This window comes from Desulfosporosinus fructosivorans (genome assembly GCF_004766045.1).
In the GTDB taxonomy this organism is placed as follows: Bacteria; Bacillota; Desulfitobacteriia; order Desulfitobacteriales; family Desulfitobacteriaceae; genus Desulfosporosinus; species Desulfosporosinus fructosivorans.
In genome coordinates this window covers 380,373-400,620 of the sequence record NZ_SPQQ01000002.1, presented here as the reverse complement: position 1 = coordinate 400,620, position 20,248 = coordinate 380,373, and the positions used below count along the sequence as shown (strand labels likewise).

Sequence of the window (20,248 nt, the reverse complement as noted above, 5' to 3'; positions counted from 1 at the left end):
TATATCCACAATCAGAAGGAGGAAAAAAGATGTTTCGCAAAAAGACAAAATCCCTAGTTGCCCTGAGTTTGCTTTTGTCCGCTTTAATCGTCGTAAGCGGGTGCGGTAACAAGCCTGCACCAACAACCACTCCCAGCGCAACAGACAGCAAAGAACCTATTAAAATTGGTTTCTTGGGTGCCAAGACTGGGGATGTGGCTATCTATGGCCTGAACACACTGAAGGGTCTGAATATGGCCATTGCCGAACTTAACAAAGACGGTGTTCTTGGACGTCAAGTCCAACTGGTAGAAGAAGACAATGCTGGGCAAAAGGATCAAGCGATCAACATCACTAATAAGCTCATTAGCCAGGACAAGGTTGTTGCTATCATCGGCGATCCTACAACAGGTATTACCCGTGTGGCTGGCTCAATTGCCAACACTAAGAAGACTGTTATCATTTCAGCAGGTGCTACAGGTACGAATGTTGTGGAAATCGGACCCTATGTTTTCCGGGACACCCTGTTGGACACGATTGCTGCTCCTGCAACCATGAAGTACGTAATCCAAGAAAAGAACTGGAAAAATGTTGCCTTAATCACGTCAAAGAACAATGATTATAGCGTATCTTTGTCTAAAATCTTTTCTGACGCTATTGTTGCCAATGGTGGTAAAGTTGCCATTGAAGAATTCATTCAGGACAAAGACACTGACTTTAGCGGTCAAATCACCAAGATTAAAGCGGTAAACCCCGATGTCATTGTCTTTTCTGGCTATTATACTGAGGGTGCCCTGATCATGAAGAAAGCTCGTGAAGTTGGAATCAAGGCTGTTATGGTCGGAGGCGATGGTCTTCAAGGAGACGATCTGATGAAAATCGGTGGAGATGCTGTTGAAGGCTCAATCTCTTATGCTGGTTTCTCTCCAGAGCAACCAACTCCAAATACTGAAAAGTTCATTAACGCTTACAAGGCAAAATATAACAATGAATTACCTGACCTCTTTGCTGCCCAAGGATATGATGCTTTGATGCTAGTTGCCAAAGCTATCAAAGATGCCACGAGCGCAGAGCCCGAGAAATTTAAGGATACCCTAGCTGCCACAAAGAATTACGATGGCGTTTCAGGTACCATCAGTTTCCAAGCTTCCCGTGAGCCTATTAAGACCCCAGTTTACCTACTGGAAGTTAAAGGTGGCAAGTTCGCTCTTCTGAAGAAAGTCCCTATCGAAATGAAGTAATCAAGGCTTTAGGTGGTTAGTTCAGCTCAGCTCAGTAATCATTCAGGTTAGTAGCAGCACGAGGTCCCTGGGGATCAGTGCTGCTACTAGTTATTCAAAGAAATATAAGCTTTCACGTATTACGTTGCTTAGTTTAAGGAGGCGGCCAATGTTTAACAATATAATGCAGCAACTGGTCAATGGGCTCGCCCTTGGTAGCATTTATGCACTCATCGCCTTAGGCTATACCATGGTGTACGGTATTATCGGCATGATTAATTTCGCCTATGGCGAGATATTTATGTTTGGCGCATATGCCGGCCTAGTTTTAGCACTAACTAATTATGTCAATGTTTATGTGGCGTTACTAGGTGCGACACTTATAACCATGGTGCTTGGAGTTGTTATTGAGCGAGTTGCTTATAAACCGCTACGCCGCTCATCAAGACTTTCGGCCTTGATTAGTGCGATCGGGGTATCCATCTTTCTCTCTTCCTTCATGGTTAAAGTAAAGGGTCCAAATACTAGGGGGTTTCCAAAACTTTTTGAAAATCGTATTTTCGAAATCGGGAATTTCCAGATTACAATTTATCAAATCGTTATTATCGGAGTCGCTGGTCTCTTGATGTTAGGGTTACACCTTTTTGTTACCTATAGTAAAACTGGTCGAGCCATGCGCGCTTGCTCTCAGGACCAGGATGCAGCAAAGCTCATGGGGGTCAATGTTGACCGAGTTATTTCTATAACCTTTGCCATTGGTTCTGGGTTAGCAGGAGCCGCAGGGGTTTTATCTGGTATTTATTTTAACGCTGTTCAGCCTTATATGGGACTTTTGGCGGGCCTTAAAGCCTTCGCTGCAGCAGTCCTGGGGGGGATTGGAAGCATACCCGGGGCCATGATCGGGGGGCTAATGATCGGCTTGGCTGAGATATTGGGAATCACTGTGAATTTATCCGAGTACAAGGATGCCTTCGCCTTCACCATACTTATCTTGGTGCTTCTATTCAAACCGTCCGGAATCATGGGACGTAAAGCCAATAAGAAGGTGTAAGGAGGGAATGGCAATGAAGAAATTATTAAACAATTGGCTTGTTCAAGTTTTGCTGTTCCTTAGCATGCTAGGCTTGACTGCGTACGGAGCACAAATCATTAACGACATTATGCCACCCTATATTCTAATGATTGGGTTGTTCATTGGTATAAATCTGATCATGGCTCTGGGCTTAAACCTGATTACGGGGGTAACGGGTCAGCTTACCCTAGGTCATGCCGCATTCATGAGTATCGGGGCTTATGCTTCGGCAATTGCGACTGTGAATTATGACTTACCCTTCTTACTTGGAGTATTCATTGGTGGCCTCGTAGCGGGTCTCGTTGGTATCATAATTGGATTTCCAACCCTGCGTCTGACTGGGGATTATCTGGCTATTGCTACTCTGGGTTTTGCAGAAATTGTTCGAGTCCAGTTCACCAATATGAAAATTACCAATGGTGCCATTGGATTCCTAGGGATTGAGGGGGCAACGACCTTCCCAATCGTTATGACCATCGCGGTTCTGACAATATGCGCTATGGTATGGTTAGAAAACTCCCGTAATGGCCGGGCAATGCTTGCCATTCGGGAAGATGAGGTTGCTTCCTCAGCAGTAGGGATTAACACCACATTGTATAAGATTCAGGCCTTCGCCATTGGCGCCTTCTGTGCTGGAGTGGGGGGAGCTCTGTTTGCGCATACAACCACTTTTATTCAACCGACGGATTTTGGCTTTCTTAAGTCCATTGATATTTTGAGTATTGTCGTTCTGGGTGGACTAGGGAGTATTCCTGGCACGATTATTGGCGCGATAGTCCTTACTGCGGCTCCAGAAATCTTGAGGCCACTGTCCAACTATCGGATGATGGTTTACGGCGCACTACTGGTCGTGATCATGATCTTCCGTCCCTATGGTTTGTTGGGCGGAGTTAACTTAAGGCAGGCCGTTCGCCGTGCAATCATGTGGCCCAAGAAAAAACAGGCCGGACGGGGGGAATAAAGGTGAGTTTATTATCTTTACACAATGTTACCATCCGCTTTGGCGGTCTAACTGCGGTTGATACTCTAAACCTAGAAGTACAGCAGGGCGAAATACTCGCCTTGATTGGTCCTAATGGAGCGGGTAAAAGTACGGTGTTTAACCTAATTACAAGTATATATCAACCTACAGAGGGTAAGATATCCTTCGATGACAAGCCTTTAGGTGGGATCCCTACCCATAAGATTGCGGATATGGGGATTACCAGAACCTTTCAGACTATCCGGCTGTTTAGTGAACTTTCTGTTTTGGACAATGTTAAAATTGGTGGCCACTGTCGAGGAAAAGCAGGCTTATTTCATGCCTTAACTCGGTTGCCAAGTATGAAACGGGAAGAAGTGGAATTAGAAGAAAAATCAATTAAAGCGCTGGAATTTCTGGATTTGGCATCGAAACGGGATGAAATGGCCAAGAATCTCTCTTATGGTGAACAGAGGCGATTGGAAATTGCTAGGGCGTTAGTGTCCAAGCCAAAAATCCTTTTGCTAGATGAGCCAGCTGCAGGGATGAACCCTCAGGAAAAAGTAGTCTTAATGGAAATGATTCGCAGAATTCGCGATACGGGGATAACGATATTTCTGGTAGAACACGATATGAAGCTAGTCATGAATATTTCTGAGAGAATTGCCGTGCTCGATTATGGTAAAAAGATTGCGGAGGGTAATCCTCTGGAGGTTCGCAGTAACAAAGCTGTTATCGAAGCATACTTGGGCTCCGGTCAATTTAAAAGTAGAAGAATCCGGCGCTAGAGAGGAGACCAAGACATGTTGAAGTTAGAAAATGTTGATGTAAGCTACGGCTCAATTAAGGCTTTACATGGTATTTCCCTAGAAGTAAAAGCAGGGGAGATTGTTGCCTTAATCGGTGCCAACGGAGCTGGAAAGAGTACAACCCTTCGCACAATCTCAGGACTTTTAAAACCGGCTAATAAAGACAGTAAGGTTATATTTAAAGAAGAGTATATTTTTGGAATTCGAGAGGGAAGCCGAAAATACGAATGTATGGCTCCTTACAAGATTGTGGAGATGGGCCTGTCCCATGTACCGGAAGGGCGCCATGTGTTTCCTCTGATGACTGTTTACGAAAACCTTTTAATGGGTGCTCATAGTCATAAGGGGAAGCCAGGACAGTCAGACTTCGACCGAGTGTATCATCACTTCCCGAGGCTTAAGGAGAGAATCAAACAGGTGGCGGGTACCTTATCTGGGGGTGAACAACAAATGGTCGCCATGGGCAGAGCCCTGATGGCTAGTCCGAGTCTACTAATTCTCGATGAACCGAGCATGGGCTTGGCCCCGATGTTAGTCGAGGAGATATTCCACATTATTGAAGATATTAATGTTGCAGGAACAACCATTCTCTTGGTAGAGCAAAACGCTCACCTTGCCCTGGAAATTTCCAACCGGGCCTATGTCCTAGAGACCGGAACGATCGTTCTGGAAGGCCCGGCTCAAGAATTAGCTAAAAATGAAGCCATTCGTAGATCGTATCTCGGAGAATAGGTTTTATGAACCGGAAATGATGTTAGCTCCCTTGCTGTTTGAGCGAGGGGGCTAATTTCTTTAGTAATTGTTTCCTTGAGATTTTTTATCAGCAACTTATAACAGTCGGATTATCCACATTGGATAAGGTAATTAAAAAATATTGATATTGAATACAATAACGATTCAATTGTATATTTGAAAATATTAAAGGAAATTACAATTAAAAGGTCGAAATATAAGATAATATGTAGCGATTTATTCTAGAATAAGAGGGGTTGTTCATATGACTAGAATAATTGATAAAAAAGAATATTGTAAGGGGCAGAAGTACGAGCAATTTTTTTTCGAGAGTCCAGCTGTTATGATTAGTTTCAACTCTGATAACGGTGATATTGTCGATATAAATCAAGCCGCTATTGATTATTATGGGTATTCTACTGATGAGTTCCTGAGTATGAAGATTAGCGACATTAACATAGCGGAGCAATCATTTATCTTTGAGTGTATAAGGGATATTAAGATGTGGGGCAAGAGGATTTTTCATTTTAAACATCGACTTAGAAACGGTGAAGTTCGTGATGTAGAAGTCTTTTCTGGAGTAATCACTTTTGAAGGTCAGAATCTTATCAATTCAATCATTGTTGATGTGACGCTTAAATTGCGGATTGAAAAAGATCTTGAGATAAGCCGTGAGCGTTTAGCGCAAGTTATCGAGGCAACTAGAGCAGGTATATGGGAATATAACATAATTGATAAAACAAATTATATCGATAAACAGTGGAAGGCAATTATTGGCTATGAAGATCAAGAGTTGTCCAGTGTATCAGAAGAATGCCAAAGCCGTTTGCATCCTGAAGATATACCGAGAATTAATCATGCAATTCAACAGTGTGAGGAACACAAGAGCAGTCACTATGATGTCGAACATCGTTTGCGTCACAAAGATGGTACATACCGTTGGGTCAAAGCAACCGGGATTGTTATTTACAATGAAAAAAAAGAACCTATACGGACAGTTGGAGCCATTATTGATATTACCAGGATAAAAGAAACAGAAGAGCGAATTTTAGAAAGTGAGAATAAACTAAAAGACTTTGCTCAAGCTATCCCCGATGTTAGTGCTATCGTCGATGAAGATGGCCGCTATATCGAGGTGTTTGGCATTAATGCTGATAAAAGTATGAAGGGGCAGACATTTCATCAGAGATTTCCCAAGGAGCTTGCAGATTCAATGCTTGAAGATATTAGACAAGCCATATTGACAGGGGAAACTCGGAGTATGATTCGCGAACTGGATATGGGATCTGTGAAACGCTATTTCGAAGGGCGAACAGCTCCGATGAACTATCGGCTTAACGGAAAGAGGACTGCTGCTTTGGTTGTTTCTGATATAACTGAACGGCTTCAAGTAGATCAAATGCTTAAGTTCACGTATGAGTTACAGCGCAAAAGCGATTTCATAAATGATATTCTTAGTGGCAATCTGGCATACAATGATATAACAATCACTATGGATAAAGATTTTAAGATGGATTTAAGCCTGCCATTATACTGTTGTTTGATTCGAATCGATGAAGCCAATGAAATCTTAAAGTTGAACTACCCACAGAATCAAAAAAATAAGATTATCCATGCAATCAGTACTAGAACTAGTTATATTGTATGGGATAACAAGGACAGGATCGGGGTATTGTGTGAAACAGGAGATACCCATGACACATGGGAACAAAGTATGAAGGTTGCATCAGAAATTAAGAAAATTATTTCTGACTTTAACCCCGATCTCGTAGTTTCAATCGGAATAAGTGATACTCATAGCGGTTCAGGCAGTATAGAGAAGAGTTATCAGGAAGCATGGAATACTTTGATTTCTGCTCAATGTCAAGATCAAGATGACGGACGAATCTACCACTATCGGGATATGGGGATTTTCCAAATTCTCGCGTCTATCTATGGCAAAGAGTATACTTCGGATTTTGTTCAGAAAATGATAGGCCCTCTTGTCGCTTATGACTCTAAAAAAGGAACAGATTTTCTAATTACATTAGAAGAGGTGCTAAAAAATAGTAATCTAAAGGATTCAGCTAATAAATTATTTATCCATCAAAAAACACTGGTGTTTCGCAAACAACGCATTGAAAAGATTCTGGGAGTATCCCTTGATAACTTTGATACAAGGTTATCAATTTCGGCAGCAATAAAATTGCATAAACTGAACAATATTAAACGATCTTGATAGTAAACTTCGCTAGGTGAAAATTGGATTGGCGGATATTCTGATGATATGAGAAATCTAGGTCAAACGAGCGTGGTTGTCTCTTGGAGACAATAAGACGCTCGTTTTTTGTCGAAATGTTAGCCTTTAAAGAGAATAGAAAGTTCTACTTGATAGATCTATAATTAAATAAGAATGATAAAAATTAGACACCGATTACTTTAAGAAAGTCAATTATAATTATTTAGGATGGTGAAAGTTTTATAGATACCAAAACAATTTTTATGGTCAAAATACTGATTATTGAAGATAATCAGGCAAATATTTCGATGATTGAAAAACTGTTAAGATCTTCTGGTTATTTTAATATTATGAGTACGAGCGATTTTGGAGAAACACTAAAAGTATTCAAAGAGTATAAACCGGATTTGATTTTACTTGATTTACAGATGACAAATATTGATGGATTCAAAGTTATAGAACAATTAAACGAAGTCAAAGAAGATGAATACCTGTCCCTAGTCGTTATTACTGCGAATAATGAGCAAGCAAACCGGCTTAGAGCACTAACTATGGGGGCGAAAGATTTTATTGCTAAACCGTTTGACTATACGGAAGTTCTAATGCGAATAAGAATTACGTTGGAAGTTCGCTTTCTACACGCTGAGATTAAGGAAAATAAACGTTTGTTAGAGAACAAAGTTCAAGTGGGAAGAAAGGAAGTTTAAGAAATACTCTTGTTGAATTCAACTAGGCTCATTTGGTGTGGGGAATTTAATGAAGGGAGATGAAAAAAAAGAGAAATCGCATGGGAAAAAAACGAAAAAGGTGGGCTAATTGGATGAGAAGTATCAAAATGAAAATCTTAATTAGTATTGGACTCATTTTAATAGTAGTTTGTGGTGGGTTAGGTGTAATCTCATACAGAACAGCTTCTAATGCCATAAAGACACAAGTTGATGATGCACTTGAGCATTTAGCGAAACAAGGTGGCAATGTTGTTACCGAAAGAATAAATGCTGTATTCGGGAGTTTAGAAGTGATGGCTAATACCGATAAAATATTAGCCATGGATAATACATGGGATAGCAAGTCGCTAATTCTTCAAAATGAGGCAGTAAGAAGTGGCCACATTTCAATGCTTATTGCACAGTTGGATGGAACAGCACAACTCACCACTGGAAATAAAGTTAATATCATGGATAGAGACTATTTCAAAAAGGCTCTCGCTGGAGAAAGAGCTTTATCCGAACCAATCGTAAGTAGAGATGACGGTTCAATTGTCATCGTTTATGCAGTCCCCATCAAAAAGGATGGGAAAACTATTGGAGTTTTAGCGGCTTTAAAGGATGGTAATGATTTAAGCACTATTACTAACAATATTAAATTTGGGGAATCAGGAAAAGCCTTTATGATTAATAAAAAGGGCATTAAGGTAGCACACTACAATGTCGAACTTGTGAAGAGCGAGGATAATGATTTAGAAAATCTCAGTAAGGACTCAACACTCGAATCGTTGGTCGAATTAGAAAAGCAAATGATCGAAGGGAAAACTGGAGCTGGTGAATATGAATATAAGGGAGAAAGTAAATTCTTAGGCTACGCACCTGTTGAAGGGACACAATGGTCATTGGCGGTAGCTGCTCCGAAGGTAGAAGTATTGTCCGGACTAAAAACTATGGGTTTGTCGATACTTATAGCCTCTATAATATTCTTATTTCTGGGCCTTGGAATCGGATACTTAACAGCTCGTTATATTTCAAATCCTATAGTTCTCGCCTCTGAGCATCTTAGAAATGTCGCGACAGGAGATTTTGCACGCGATATTCCAAGGGGATTAATAGAAAAGAAGGATGAGATTGGGATACTTGCTAGAGCAATTGAAACAATGCAGATGTCGGTTAAAGACGTAATTCAGGGGGTTATCACGGAATCGCAGAATGTTGCAAAGGCCGTGATGACTACGGAGAAAACTATCACTGAGTTAACCTCCCAGATAGAAGAGGTGTCCGCCACCACAGAGCAGCTTTCAGCTGGTATGGAAGAAACCGCTGCTTCGAGTGAAGAAATGAGTGCAACGGCAACGGAAATAGAACGAGCAGTGGAGTCGATCGCCGATAAAGCCCATCAAGGAGCTGTATCGGCTGGCGAGATTAGTAGAAGGGCAAGTGGACTGAAGCAAAGTGCTGTCTCTTCCCAGTTGAGTGCTCAGGATGTTTATTTAAGCACGCAAGAAAAAATGATAAAGGCAATTCATGATTCTAAATCCGTCGATCAGATCAGCGTCCTTTCTGATGCCATATTACAAATCACATCTCAAACCAATCTTCTTGCATTAAATGCGGCCATTGAGGCGGCACGTGCAGGAGAGGCTGGAAGGGGTTTCGCCGTTGTGGCTGAAGAGATTCGAAAATTGGCTGAGAGCTCCAAAGATGCTGCAAATGAAATACAGAATATCACTAAGATTGTTGTAACTTCTGTTGCAAATCTATCAGAAAACTCGGCGAGTGTTTTGGATTTTATTGACAAGCAGGTCCTTAAAGACTATGAATTGATGGTTGAAGCCGGCGAGAAATACCACTCGGACGCTGAGTTTGTGGATGAATTGGTGAATGATTTCAGTTCAACTGCGGAGGAACTCACTGCTTCGATTCAACAGATGGCTAGAGTTATCGAGGAGATTGCAATAGCTGCCAATGAAGGAGCTGAGGCTTCAACCAACATTGCGCAAAAAAATGCAATAATGGTAGAGGAATCAGATATGGTCATAAAGCAGGCCAATATATCGAAAGAGAGTTCAGATAATCTTAACAAAATGGTCTTGAAATTTAAGGTTTAATATACGGCTCCCTTGCTGCTTAGGCTTGGGAGCCATTATAATTCTAAAATAGGTATGAAGATCTACCTTCCGATAGCGTTAATATTTATTGATGAGAAGAGGAACTAATCGGTCTGCGGAGAATTAGCAATTATAGTATATTATTAACTAGAACGTTAATCCATTTTCTGTAAATATCAGCTAGGCTGAAGTAGGAGTGAGAGGGAATTTGGTAAAGGGCAAAATCTTTAACATTATGAAGTATTCGATCCATGATGGGCCAGGTATCCGGACAACTGTATTTTTTAAAGGCTGTCCCCTGAACTGCCAGTGGTGTCATAACCCAGAAAGTCAAGGGTTTGGCCAGGAGTTAATGTACAGGCCAGACCGTTGCGTCAGTTGTGGACAATGTCTAGAGGTATGCCCGAGCGGTGCCACCATTTCTATTGAGGGAAAACTGGGGTACCTACGAGATAGATGTATTGCTTGCGGTGCATGCTGCACGGCTTGTCATGCGGGAGTCAGAGAGCTTGTTGCTAAGACGATGTCCGAGAGCGAGGTTATGGCTGAGATAGAGAAAGACGTCATCTTCTATGACGAATCGGGAGGGGGCGTGACATTTTCGGGTGGAGAGGCATTGATGCAGCCCGAATTTCTACTGGAAATTCTTAAAAGTTGCCGTAAGAGGGAAATTCACACTGCCGTGGAAACATGTGGATTTGTCAGCCTAGACTCCTTGCAAACGATCAGCAAATACGTGGATTTATTCCTGTATGATATAAAACTGATGGATAGTAGGAAACACCAAGAGGTGACTGGTGTTCCTAATGAACTAATATTAAGCAATTTACGTTGGCTGGCAGAGCACCATCCGAAGGTCATTGTGCGGGTAGCGATCATTCCAGAGGTTAATGATGATGAAGAAGCTCTCCGACAAATCGGAGAGTTTGTGGCGTCTTTAAAATGGGTGACAGAGATTCATTGTTTACCCTACCATAAAGCGGGGCTGGATAAATATCAGAGGCTGGGTCTTGAGTATCGCCTGTCAGAGCTAGAATCCCCTGACAATGAGCGAATGGGCGAGATTGCATGTAAGCTCGAGCAGTTTGGAATCTCGGTAATAATGGGAGGATAACTTTCGCAACATTGATATACTCTTTAGACTGCTGTCACGTACAAAAGCTGATAAGGTTAATGTAAGAAATATAACTTTTGACAATTTCTTATACGAGAACAAACTAAAAATAAGGAAAACGAGCCATTTTTATTGTATAATTAGATTGTAAGATAAGATTAAAAGCAAATTAAGAATAAGGATAAGTAATGTTATTCAGAAAGCTAAGGAGTGAAACTGAATGAACGAGAGAGTAACAATGCTCAGGCAACGAAGCCTAGAGACCGAAGCATATATTTCCGCTGAAAGAGCGGAGTTACTGACGGAATTTTACCGTGGGGCTGGGAACTTTTCCATTCCTGTTAAGCGTGCTTTGGCGTTTAAGTATTTGTTGGAGAAAAAGAAGATTTGTATTAACGAGGGTGAGTTGATTGTAGGGGAGAGAGGTCCAGCACCGAAAGCTACCTATACATACCCCGAACTTTGTTGCCATAGTTTAGAGGATTTGGATATTTTAGATTCTCGGCAAAAGATCTCGTTCAAAGTTAGCCCAGAGGTGCGCAGTGTTTATGAAGAACGTATTATTCCGTACTGGGAAGGTAAGTCGATGCGAGACCTCATCTTCACGGAGATGTCCGAGCAATGGAAAACGGCTTATGATGCTGGTATCTTTACGGAGTTTATGGAGCAGAGGGCTCCTGGGCATACGGTGCTTGATAATAAAATTTACCGTCTGGGTTGCCTGGATTTCATCGCCGAGATTGATGCCCATTTGGAAAGACTTGACTTTTTGAACGATGTTGATGCGTACTACAAGCAACAAGAACTGAAAGCGATGAGAATCAGTGCCGAAGCTATCGTCCAGTTTGCCAAACGGTACGCGGAAAAAGCTATCGAATTATCCCATACAGAAACAGATGCACTGAGGAAGACGGAGCTAGAGAATATCGCTGAGGTCTGTTCGTATGTTCCGGCGCATGCCCCACGGAATTTCCAAGAAGCATTGCAAGCGTACTGGTTTGTGCATTTAGGTGTAATTACAGAACTGAATACCTGGGATGCATTTAGTCCGGGACGACTGGATCAACATTTGTATCCTTTCTATAAAAAGGGTGTGGCTGAGGGAACGCTGAGTGATGAACAGGCTAGAGAACTTTTGCAGTGTTTTTGGGTAAAGTTTAACAATCAACCAGCTCCGCCGAAAGTAGGGGTAACCGCGGCGGAAAGCGGCACGTATACGGATTTTGCCAATATTAACAGCGGCGGGCTGAAAGCGGATGGGTCGGATGGCGTCAATGAGGTCACCTATTTGGTCTTAGACGTGATCGATGAAATGCGACTCTTGCAGCCAAGCAGTAATATTCAATTGAGTAAGAAAAACCCAGATCGTTTTTTGAAGCGGGCAGCCCGGATTATTCGGAAAGGTTGGGGTCAACCCTCGGTGTTTAATGCTGATACCGTGGTCGAGGAACTTCTGCGCCAGGGCAAATCAATCGAGGATGCACGACAAGGAGGGACGAGCGGGTGTGTGGAGACAGGGGCTTTTGGCAAGGAAAGTTATATTTTAACTGGGTATTTCAACCTGCCCAAAATCCTAGAGTTGGTCCTGCATAATGGCTTGGACCCCAGAACGGGGCAGCAATTGGGCGTGAAAACTGGGGATCCTCAGACGTTTGATTCCTTTGAAGCGCTATTTGACGCTTTTAAGAAGCAACTTCATTATTTTATGGATATTAAAGTTGAAGGAAGCAATATCATTGAGCGGCTTTATGCGAGTTATATGCCGTCACCCTTTCTTTCACTGCTGATTGATGATTGTGTTGCGAAGGGTAAAGACTATAATGATGGTGGCGCTAGGTATAACACAAACTATGTGCAAGGGGTTGGCTTAGGGAGTCTAACCGATATGTTAGCTGGCCTAAAATATCACGTCTTTGACCAAAAGGATCTAACTATAGTGCAGTTACTCAGGGCTTTAGAGGATAACTTTTCTGGGCATGAAGCGGTGCGTCAGCAACTTATGAACAAGACGCCACATTTTGGGAATGATCAAGATTATGCCGACGAAGTCATGGTTGATATTTTTAATGCCTACTACGATGAAGTGAATGGCAGGCCAAATACCAAGGGTGGAGTCTACAGAATCAATATGTTGCCAACGACCTGCCACGTTTATTTCGGTTCTGTCATAGGTGCGACGCCTGAAGGACGCAAGGCTTGGGAACCGCTTTCGGAAGGTATTTCTCCTGTTCAAGGAGCGGATCGTTTAGGGCCCACAGCAGTCATTAAATCTGCTTCTAAATTGGATCATGCACGGACTGGGGGAACGCTATTGAATCTGAAGTTTACCCCTCAGGTACTAGAGGGGGACGATGGGCTTAATAAACTGGCGCACTTGGTGCGGTCATATTTTAGAATGGGTGGTCACCATATTCAGTTTAACGTTGTCAGTGCCAAGACGCTCAGGGCTGCTCAGGCTGAACCAGAAAAATATCGAGATCTGATTGTGCGAGTTGCTGGGTATAGTGACTATTTCTGCGATCTAAGTGAGGCCTTGCAGGAAGAGATCATTGGGCGGACGGAGCATTCGGTGTTCTAGGCCGTTTCTAATCTTGATAATATACTGTTGCAATTATGCATGGCGTATCTGTAATAGTTAGAATAACGAAGAGAAAGAGGGTATTATATTGACGGTGACGGGAATGGGGAGAATGTCATTTCAACCTCCAACCGATTACTACTGCGAGGCGTTGGCACCGATCGATGAGCAGATCTGTGCACTCATTGCTAAGCGTAAAGAGCTTTCCGAAAATAATCCAGGATTTCCGAATCTCGAGTTGATAACAGCATGGTGCCAACAATATGAATTGAACGAAGCAATGACGCAGAGCCTTTTTGGATCCATGCACAATGAAAATCACTTTTCAGACCATTTCCAAGTGGAACCCACTGGGTTTCTCAAGTTCATAACCATCTTGAAATATGTGGAACTTGACAATGTATTGTATTCTGTCACGCACATGAAACAATATAGCAACGCCAGTGTGATTTATGTCGAAACTGAAGTGAATAACTCTGAACCATATGTCAGGCTTGGACATGCTCACGTTGAATTGTTTATTTCTCCTGACTATCAAAGCCGACCACATCAAGGTAGCGGGCATGACAAAGGGATGCAGTATTCTTTTGTCGTTTCACCGCCGTTGCCTGAGGATGTAACAGGTCTTGAGTTTCGCCTTAGTATCAAACCATACCATATTCCAGAGAAGCAAACAGTCGTTCTTACGGAATCTACTGTGATCATCAAATAAGAAGAAGTTTAACTAAATACAGACGGAGTTGAACTTCCCAGCGGTAGAATTGATGTATAAGCCTTTCAAGTGGAGAAATAACTGTCAGGCAGAAGGCCTCAGTATTCTTAGTCTGCTCTGGCCAAGTTAATGGAGGGAAAAACAATTTGAAAAGGCAAATTAGTAAATCTAACTATTCCTTAGTAAGTTCAGAGCTCGACCACTTTGAAAGTTCCGGTCTTATCACCGGAGAGCAAAAGACTGGGATCTTGGAGAGTTATGAAGTTAAGGGTGGTCTCAACTTCATTCGAGTTGTTGTGACGATTGGTGCGCTCTTGGTGGGTCTCGGAATCTTGAGTTTTATTGCCAGCAACTGGGATGGGATCGGCCATTTAGTCAAACTCCTGATTATCTTCGGAGTTTTCGGCGGGGTAAACGTTGCAGGTTACATGGTCTCCGAGAATAATCCCAAGACAGGTCGAAGTTTTATTTACTTAGGGACTCTCGTTTATGGAGCAGGTATCTTTTTGATTGGACAGATGTATAACTTTGGAGGAGAATTCCCCACCGCGTTTCTACTCTGGTCTTTGGGAGTGCTTCCAATGGCGTTTCTGTTAAAAGATCAGTATTTGATGCTGTTTGCGAACGTTCTGTTTATGGTCTATCTGTTTGGGTCGTATGATAGAGGCTTCCCTTATGCAGGGTGGGCCGGGGTACCAGTAGTGTATCTGGCCTATAACTACTTTGGAAAATCTAGACTCCTCTTGTTCTTCGCCAATCTTACGGCCTTAACGTTTGTCTTTGAAATAACCATAAGATATGAGGTCGAGGGTTTATATGTTGCACTACTCTTTTTTGTGATAGGACTTGTGATGTACGTGGTGAAACACACCTTAGAACCTGATATTTTTAGGATTCAGGGCAATATTTTATTTGGAGTTACCGGTGTGATTTTGACTATTCCTGATATTTGGGACATAGTCGTTAGTGCTCAGTCGACGCGTTTGGTAAGTATTCTCTTTGCTCTGGCTTTTGTTGCGCTATTGTTTTTCTTAATCAGAAAGGGTAGCATCATTAGCCTTATCTTTGTGTGTATTACAATCTTCAGGTATTATACGGACACAGTTGCATTCTTACCAAAATCACTGTTCTTTATCGTTGGTGGGCTGTTGTTACTAGGCTTTGGTTTCTACTTTGAACGAATGATTAAAACAAAGGGGGGGACACTCGCATGACTAAGAGAAAAACGTTCTTACTAGCTGTGGCGATTCCCTTGCTGATCCTCCTAGCAATGACTATTAAGCCTCAAGCGACTGTTGTCTTCGGGCAGGAAATCATTCTGGAAACGAAGGCCTATGACCCGACGGATGTGTTTAGGGGAGACTATGTTGCTATCAATTTTGCCATTTCAGATGTTCCGAAGTCAAAGGTAGATCTTCCTATCGATAAGATTAATAACAAGAATCTTTATGTAAGTCTTAGACAAGAGGGTAAGTATTATGTGGTTGATCAGGTGAGTGAAACAAAACCAAAGCAGGGGGTCTATCTTAAAGGGAAGTTTCAAGAAATATATAATGAGTTTAACGGGGCAGGTGGTTACAGAGTCGATTACAGTCTGGACAAGTATTTCCTTGAACAAGGAAGTGGCAAGGAGCTCGAGCAGGAATCCTTTAAGGGGGGACTTGATGGAACTGTGAAGGTCCTCGGGGGGTATGGAGTTCTTACGGGAATAGCCTCACGCTAGTAGGTTCGTCTAATCCAGAAAATCAACTTGCTTTAAGATAGAGGCAGGTGTTATTTTCTGGGTTAATTAGATGAATATTCGTCTAAGGGAAAGAATGATGACGGGTATTTCACGACGATGTATGTTATATTAGCTATTAAGACCAATTCACTAGAATGGAATTATTTAGAGTGTATTGATGAATATTATTCGCGTTTGTTTAAGGAGGAAATTTTGGTTTTGATAACGACATATTTAGAACCTTTATCAATTACCACATTTAATATCGGCCAACCCTCGTCATATGACTTGTTTAATAGACAGGGAATACTTCTGTTAACCAAAGGTAAGCCGATCACCACTAACATTCAAGAACTTCTACAAAGACGTCAGATTTATACTTTAAAATATGATTTGAATAAATCACAAGACCCAAATATAACGCACAAATTTTCTGAGTCGGAATATCAGGATATCGTTGTCGATGTCCGGGAAGCTTTTGAGAATGCAGGTCTTATAAGTAGTGAACGTTTACACAAGACTTTCTTAGTGGTTGATAAGATTATCAACGAGTTAGAGGGAACTAAACGAGTTTATCTAGATCTAAACAAATTCCGAAAATTCGATAACAATACATACATTCATTCTGTAAATGTAGCAATTTTGGCTACTCTTATTGGATTACAAATGAATTTTACAGGACAAGCCCTAAGAGATTTAACCCTAGGGGCTATGTTTCATGATATAGGTAAAAGTGCTATACCCATTGAAGTTCTTAATAAAACATCAAAACTAACGGATGAGGAACTTGAGATTATTAAAAAACATCCGATACTTGGTGAAGAGATGCTTAGAAAGAGCAACATAACGGGCGAGGTGCTCACTATTGTCCGCCATCATCATGAACGTTGTAACGGCAAGGGTTATCCGGATGCTGTAAGGCAATCAGAAATCGGTCTGAATGCACAAATAGTTGCTATTACAGATGTTTTTGATGCTCTTGTTGATGATCGCCCCTATAGAAAAGGCTTACCTCCATATCACGCTTTAGAAATTATTATTGCCGAATCAAATGAACAATTTAATAAAGAAATTGTCAATATTTTTATACAGTGTTTAATACTCTATCCGGAAGGCTCTATCGTTACCTTAAATACTGCCGAAGTCGGAATAGTAATTGGGATTCACCAAACTTACCCAAGTCGCCCACTCGTTAAAATCTTATTCGATAAGGATGGTAATTATTTACATGACGATTATTTCTGTGATTTATCACAGGATTTAACGAAGTTTATAAAGTCGGTAGATTTCAGGTCTGTCCCATAGTAGTACTAAGATTATTGATAGAGAAAAAAGATTTATAAGAGAGGCTAATTTGTGTTATAGTCACAATTCAGCCTCTCTTTAAATTTAAAAGTATGACTCAATCAATAGAAAAATTATGTGTGCTAAAAGAGTCGTTTAGCGATAGTAATTTTCTCGATTTCCTTAGCTCCTTCGTAAATCTCCAGAATCTTAGCATCTCTATAGAAACGTTGAATGTCATACTCGTCCATATAGCCGTAACCACCGTGCATTTGAAGGGCTTTGTCTGTCACCCAGACTGCTGTTTCCCCAGAATAGTACTTCGCCATGGCGTTGAGGGATGCATCCAACTGTCCGTTGTCCGCTTTCCAGGCGGCTTTGTAGGTTATGGTCCGAGCTAACTCCACTCGGGTCGCCATCTCTGCAAGTTGAAACTGGATGCCCTGGTTCGCAGCAAGGGGAACACCAAAGGTTTTTCGTTCCTTTACATATTTTAGTGCCAAATCTAGGGCTCCTTGGGCTAAACCAACCGCTTGGGAAGCAACCATGATGCGCGTCATGTCAAAAAAATGCATGAGTTGGGGGAAACCATGGCCTTCCTGACCAATTAGGTTTGCTTGCGGAACTCTCACGTCTTCAAAGCTCAGTGAACCCGTATCCGAAGCCCGGATACCCATTTTCCCCTCGAGTTTATAACGGGTGAGACCTGGGCTGGTTGCTTCCACGAGGATAAGGCTATGCCGCAGAGTTTTTTTGGGTGCATCTGGATTAGTCACGCATAAAACTACCATATAATCGCATATCGTGCCATTTGTGATGAACGTTTTACTGCCGTTAATCACATAGTCCGTCCCGTCTTTGATGGCTCGGGTCGTAGTTCCGGCCACATCGCTCCCGGCATTGGGTTCAGTATATGCTCCGGCGAAGATTGCCTGTCCGAGTGGAAGTAAGGGGAGATACTTTTTCTTTTGTTCTTCACTGCCAAAGTTGAGGATATTCTCCGAACCAAAAGTAGCTGCCGTTGCGACTAAGCCTAGACCTAAATCTACCCGAGACAGCTGCTCTGTGATTAAGGCTGTCTCTAACCAACCCCCTCCGGGACCTCCGTATTCTTCAGGAATGACTACTCCGACCAAACCTGCAGCACAAGCCTTTTGCCAGATTTCCCGCGGATATTTTTCCTCCCGGTCGCATTCTTTGGCGATTGGTGAAAACTCTTTGATAGCAAACTTGTAAGCCATACTTTGAAAGGCTATTTGTTCCTCAGATAATTCAAAATTCAATGATTTTGCCTCCTCTTATAATCTAAGATTCTCATAATTAGGTCGATAGCAATGTGTATTTGCAATTTTGATGCCAATCAAAAAGGTCTAACTACAACGTCCTTCAGCGTCGTTTGGTGTGTAAAGTGTCCACTGTGTTGTCAACTGTCCGTCATTCAGGACATATATATTGGAGAGGAGTCGGGGTAGGGCTTGATGATAGAGTGGCATAGAATTTGCAATACATTAATGGAGAAATAACGGCTGAAAATACAGAATCATTATCTGCTTTGAGGTCGATAGGAAAAGGGTGGATAAAAATGAGAGATGCTGTAATAGTTGAAGCGGTGAGAACCCCAGTAGGGCGGAGGAATGGATTCTTAAGCGGTCTACGCTCCGAGGACTTAGCGGGCCTAGTTTTGAGAGAGGTGGTCAAGCGGGCGGGAGTGGACCCTGCCTTAGTCGAGGATGTACTAATGGGGTGTGTTTCCCAAGTGGGTGAGCAGGGATTTTGTATCGGACGGCAGGCTGCGTTGATTGCGGATTATCCGCAACACGTTCCGGGATTAACGATTGATCGTCAGTGTGGATCTAGTCAGCAGGCAATTCATTTTGCCGCCCAAGCAATTTTAGCGGGGGACATGGATGTTGTCGTGGCCGCAGGGGTAGAAAACATGTCCCGGGTTCCAATGGGCTCAAACGTCCAAGGGACGGAGTTGTCGAAGGAGCTAACCTCCCGCTATGAGATTATCAATCAAGGGCTCTCGACGGAGCGAATCGCGGAGAAGTGGGGCCTCAGCCGGCAACAGCTGGATGAATTCTCCCTGGAAAGTCATGAAAAGGCAATTAAGTCCCAAGATGAAGGGCGTTTTGAGCGGGAGATTATGCCAGTGAGCATACTCCTTCCGAATGGTAACCAGGCGATAATAAAGATGGACGAGGGCCCACGAAGGGGTACTAGTCTAGAAAAACTCGCCAATCTAAAGTCGCCTTTCCAAGAAAACGGTCGGGTAACGGCAGGCAATGCAAGCCAGATCTCGGATGGTGCGGCAGCAGTGTTGGTAATGTCCCGAGAGAAGGCGGAAGAACTGGGGCTTAAACCTCGTTTCCGAATTGTGGCTCGAAGCGTCATAGGCTCAGATCCTACTCTCATGCTCGCCGGGCCTATTCCAGCCACAGCCAAGGTGCTGGACAAAGCGGGTCTCAACCTTGCGGACATAGACATCTTTGAAGTGAATGAAGCTTTTGCCGCTGTCCCAATGGCTTGGTTGAAAGAAACGGGAGTCGATCCTAGGAAACTCAATCCTAATGGTGGGGCCATTGCTCTTGGTCATCCACTGGGTGCCAGTGGAGCTCGCCTGATGACAACTATGATGAATGAACTGGAACGGACTGGTGGGCGCTTTGGCCTCCAAACTATGTGTGAGGGGCATGGCATGGCTAATGCTACAATTATCGAACGGCTAGACTGAAATATGTATCAATGAAAGCAAACTTAAAATTGGTTTGAAGAAAAGAGAATGTTTTGTGGAGATGAATCAGGTAGCATTATAGAGTCGATTGAAATGGCGTGATGTGAGCAGAGTTGAGAGCGTTGCTCCTATAAATTTGGTCCAATTTAAATGGATAATGAATTAGGGTGCCTCGGATGACGAGGGGCCCTAATTCTAGTGGTTGAAAGTTCTGAAAATTAAAGGAATTGCTGTTGGATAGGAAGAATAGAACGAGAGAGATCATTGATAAAAGTCATGAAGATGGATGTTATT

General features: G+C 42.4%; 16 protein-coding genes. 15 read left to right on the top strand and 1 reads right to left on the bottom strand.

Going from position 1 to position 20,248, the window contains the following annotated elements; genetic code table 11:
* The first annotated feature begins 29 nt into the window (after positions 1 to 29).
* The 14 genes from E4K67_RS06110 (at position 30) to E4K67_RS06045 (ending at position 17,241) form a co-directional block, all read left to right on the top strand.
* On the top strand, positions 30 to 1,220 hold the full coding sequence (locus E4K67_RS06110) for an ABC transporter substrate-binding protein (protein WP_135545531.1): 1,191 nt from the start codon (positions 30 to 32) through the stop codon (positions 1,218 to 1,220).
* Positions 1,221 to 1,368: 148 nt separating this feature from the next.
* A complete protein-coding gene (locus tag E4K67_RS06105; RefSeq protein WP_135545530.1) occupies positions 1,369 to 2,250 on the top strand; it encodes a branched-chain amino acid ABC transporter permease in 882 nt (293 codons plus the stop codon).
* Positions 2,251 to 2,263: 13 nt separating this feature from the next.
* Positions 2,264 to 3,232, top strand: coding sequence for a branched-chain amino acid ABC transporter permease (locus E4K67_RS06100; protein ID WP_135545529.1), 969 nt, complete (start codon positions 2,264 to 2,266; stop codon positions 3,230 to 3,232).
* A gap of 2 nt (positions 3,233 to 3,234) precedes the next feature.
* Positions 3,235 to 4,020: an ABC transporter ATP-binding protein gene (locus E4K67_RS06095; protein ID WP_135545528.1), complete on the top strand. Its 786-nt coding sequence runs from the start codon at positions 3,235 to 3,237 to the stop codon at positions 4,018 to 4,020.
* Between the two features lie 15 nt (positions 4,021 to 4,035).
* Complete coding sequence (locus tag E4K67_RS06090) at positions 4,036 to 4,773, top strand: ABC transporter ATP-binding protein (RefSeq protein ID WP_135545527.1); 738 nt, start codon at positions 4,036 to 4,038, stop codon at positions 4,771 to 4,773.
* 265 nt (positions 4,774 to 5,038) lie between these two features.
* The gene (locus E4K67_RS06085) at positions 5,039 to 6,991 is read left to right on the top strand and encodes a PAS domain S-box protein (protein WP_135545526.1); all 1,953 of its coding nucleotides are present in this window, start codon (positions 5,039 to 5,041) and stop codon (positions 6,989 to 6,991) included.
* A gap of 263 nt (positions 6,992 to 7,254) precedes the next feature.
* Positions 7,255 to 7,698 (top strand): response regulator, encoded by a 444-nt coding sequence (locus tag E4K67_RS06080; protein ID WP_135545525.1) that lies wholly within the window; start codon positions 7,255 to 7,257, stop codon positions 7,696 to 7,698.
* A 113-nt stretch (positions 7,699 to 7,811) separates the two neighbouring features.
* Positions 7,812 to 9,809 carry a methyl-accepting chemotaxis protein gene (locus E4K67_RS06075; RefSeq protein ID WP_135545524.1) on the top strand — a complete coding sequence of 666 codons (1,998 nt, stop codon included), beginning with the start codon at positions 7,812 to 7,814 and terminating at the stop codon, positions 9,807 to 9,809.
* Positions 9,810 to 10,017: 208 nt separating this feature from the next.
* Entirely contained in the window at positions 10,018 to 10,923 is a 906-nt protein-coding gene (locus E4K67_RS06070; protein ID WP_135545523.1) for a glycyl-radical enzyme activating protein, read from the top strand.
* A 220-nt stretch (positions 10,924 to 11,143) separates the two neighbouring features.
* Positions 11,144 to 13,501 carry a trans-4-hydroxy-L-proline dehydratase gene (hypD, locus tag E4K67_RS06065; protein ID WP_135545522.1) on the top strand — a complete coding sequence of 786 codons (2,358 nt, stop codon included), beginning with the start codon at positions 11,144 to 11,146 and terminating at the stop codon, positions 13,499 to 13,501.
* Between the two features lie 94 nt (positions 13,502 to 13,595).
* A complete protein-coding gene (locus E4K67_RS06060; protein WP_243454377.1) occupies positions 13,596 to 14,213 on the top strand; it encodes a hypothetical protein in 618 nt (205 codons plus the stop codon).
* Between the two features lie 146 nt (positions 14,214 to 14,359).
* Positions 14,360 to 15,427, top strand: coding sequence for a DUF2157 domain-containing protein (locus tag E4K67_RS06055; RefSeq protein WP_135545521.1), 1,068 nt, complete (start codon positions 14,360 to 14,362; stop codon positions 15,425 to 15,427).
* Positions 15,424 to 15,936 (top strand): GDYXXLXY domain-containing protein, encoded by a 513-nt coding sequence (locus tag E4K67_RS06050; RefSeq protein WP_135545520.1) that lies wholly within the window; start codon positions 15,424 to 15,426, stop codon positions 15,934 to 15,936. Before E4K67_RS06055 ends, E4K67_RS06050 begins: the two co-directional genes overlap by 4 nt.
* A gap of 219 nt (positions 15,937 to 16,155) precedes the next feature.
* Entirely contained in the window at positions 16,156 to 17,241 is a 1,086-nt protein-coding gene (locus E4K67_RS06045) for an HD-GYP domain-containing protein (RefSeq protein ID WP_243454343.1), read from the top strand.
* A gap of 122 nt (positions 17,242 to 17,363) precedes the next feature.
* On the opposite strand, the gene E4K67_RS06040 is transcribed toward E4K67_RS06045, so the two are convergent.
* On the bottom strand, positions 17,364 to 18,503 hold the full coding sequence (locus E4K67_RS06040) for an acyl-CoA dehydrogenase family protein (protein WP_135545518.1): 1,140 nt from the start codon (positions 18,501 to 18,503) through the stop codon (positions 17,364 to 17,366).
* A 299-nt stretch (positions 18,504 to 18,802) separates the two neighbouring features.
* On the opposite strand from E4K67_RS06040, the gene E4K67_RS06035 reads away from it, so the two are divergent.
* Positions 18,803 to 19,954 (top strand): thiolase family protein, encoded by a 1,152-nt coding sequence (locus tag E4K67_RS06035; protein WP_135545905.1) that lies wholly within the window; start codon positions 18,803 to 18,805, stop codon positions 19,952 to 19,954.
* Positions 19,955 to 20,248 lie beyond the last annotated feature (294 nt).

What these genes read in the sequence shown, in the direction of transcription:
- hypD (WP_135545522.1), top strand. Translation starts at nt 11,144, where the DNA reads ATGAACGAGAGAGTAACAATGCTCAGGCAACGAAGCCTAGAGACCGAA.
- E4K67_RS06090 (WP_135545527.1), top strand. Translation starts at nt 4,036, where the DNA reads ATGTTGAAGTTAGAAAATGTTGATGTAAGCTACGGCTCAATTAAGGCT.
- E4K67_RS06100 (WP_135545529.1), top strand. Translation starts at nt 2,264, where the DNA reads ATGAAGAAATTATTAAACAATTGGCTTGTTCAAGTTTTGCTGTTCCTT.
- E4K67_RS06080 (WP_135545525.1), top strand. Translation starts at nt 7,255, where the DNA reads ATGGTCAAAATACTGATTATTGAAGATAATCAGGCAAATATTTCGATG.
- E4K67_RS06035 (WP_135545905.1), top strand. Translation starts at nt 18,803, where the DNA reads ATGAGAGATGCTGTAATAGTTGAAGCGGTGAGAACCCCAGTAGGGCGG.
- E4K67_RS06050 (WP_135545520.1), top strand. Translation starts at nt 15,424, where the DNA reads ATGACTAAGAGAAAAACGTTCTTACTAGCTGTGGCGATTCCCTTGCTG.
- E4K67_RS06075 (WP_135545524.1), top strand. Translation starts at nt 7,812, where the DNA reads ATGAGAAGTATCAAAATGAAAATCTTAATTAGTATTGGACTCATTTTA.
- E4K67_RS06105 (WP_135545530.1), top strand. Translation starts at nt 1,369, where the DNA reads ATGTTTAACAATATAATGCAGCAACTGGTCAATGGGCTCGCCCTTGGT.
- E4K67_RS06085 (WP_135545526.1), top strand. Translation starts at nt 5,039, where the DNA reads ATGACTAGAATAATTGATAAAAAAGAATATTGTAAGGGGCAGAAGTAC.
- E4K67_RS06110 (WP_135545531.1), top strand. Translation starts at nt 30, where the DNA reads ATGTTTCGCAAAAAGACAAAATCCCTAGTTGCCCTGAGTTTGCTTTTG.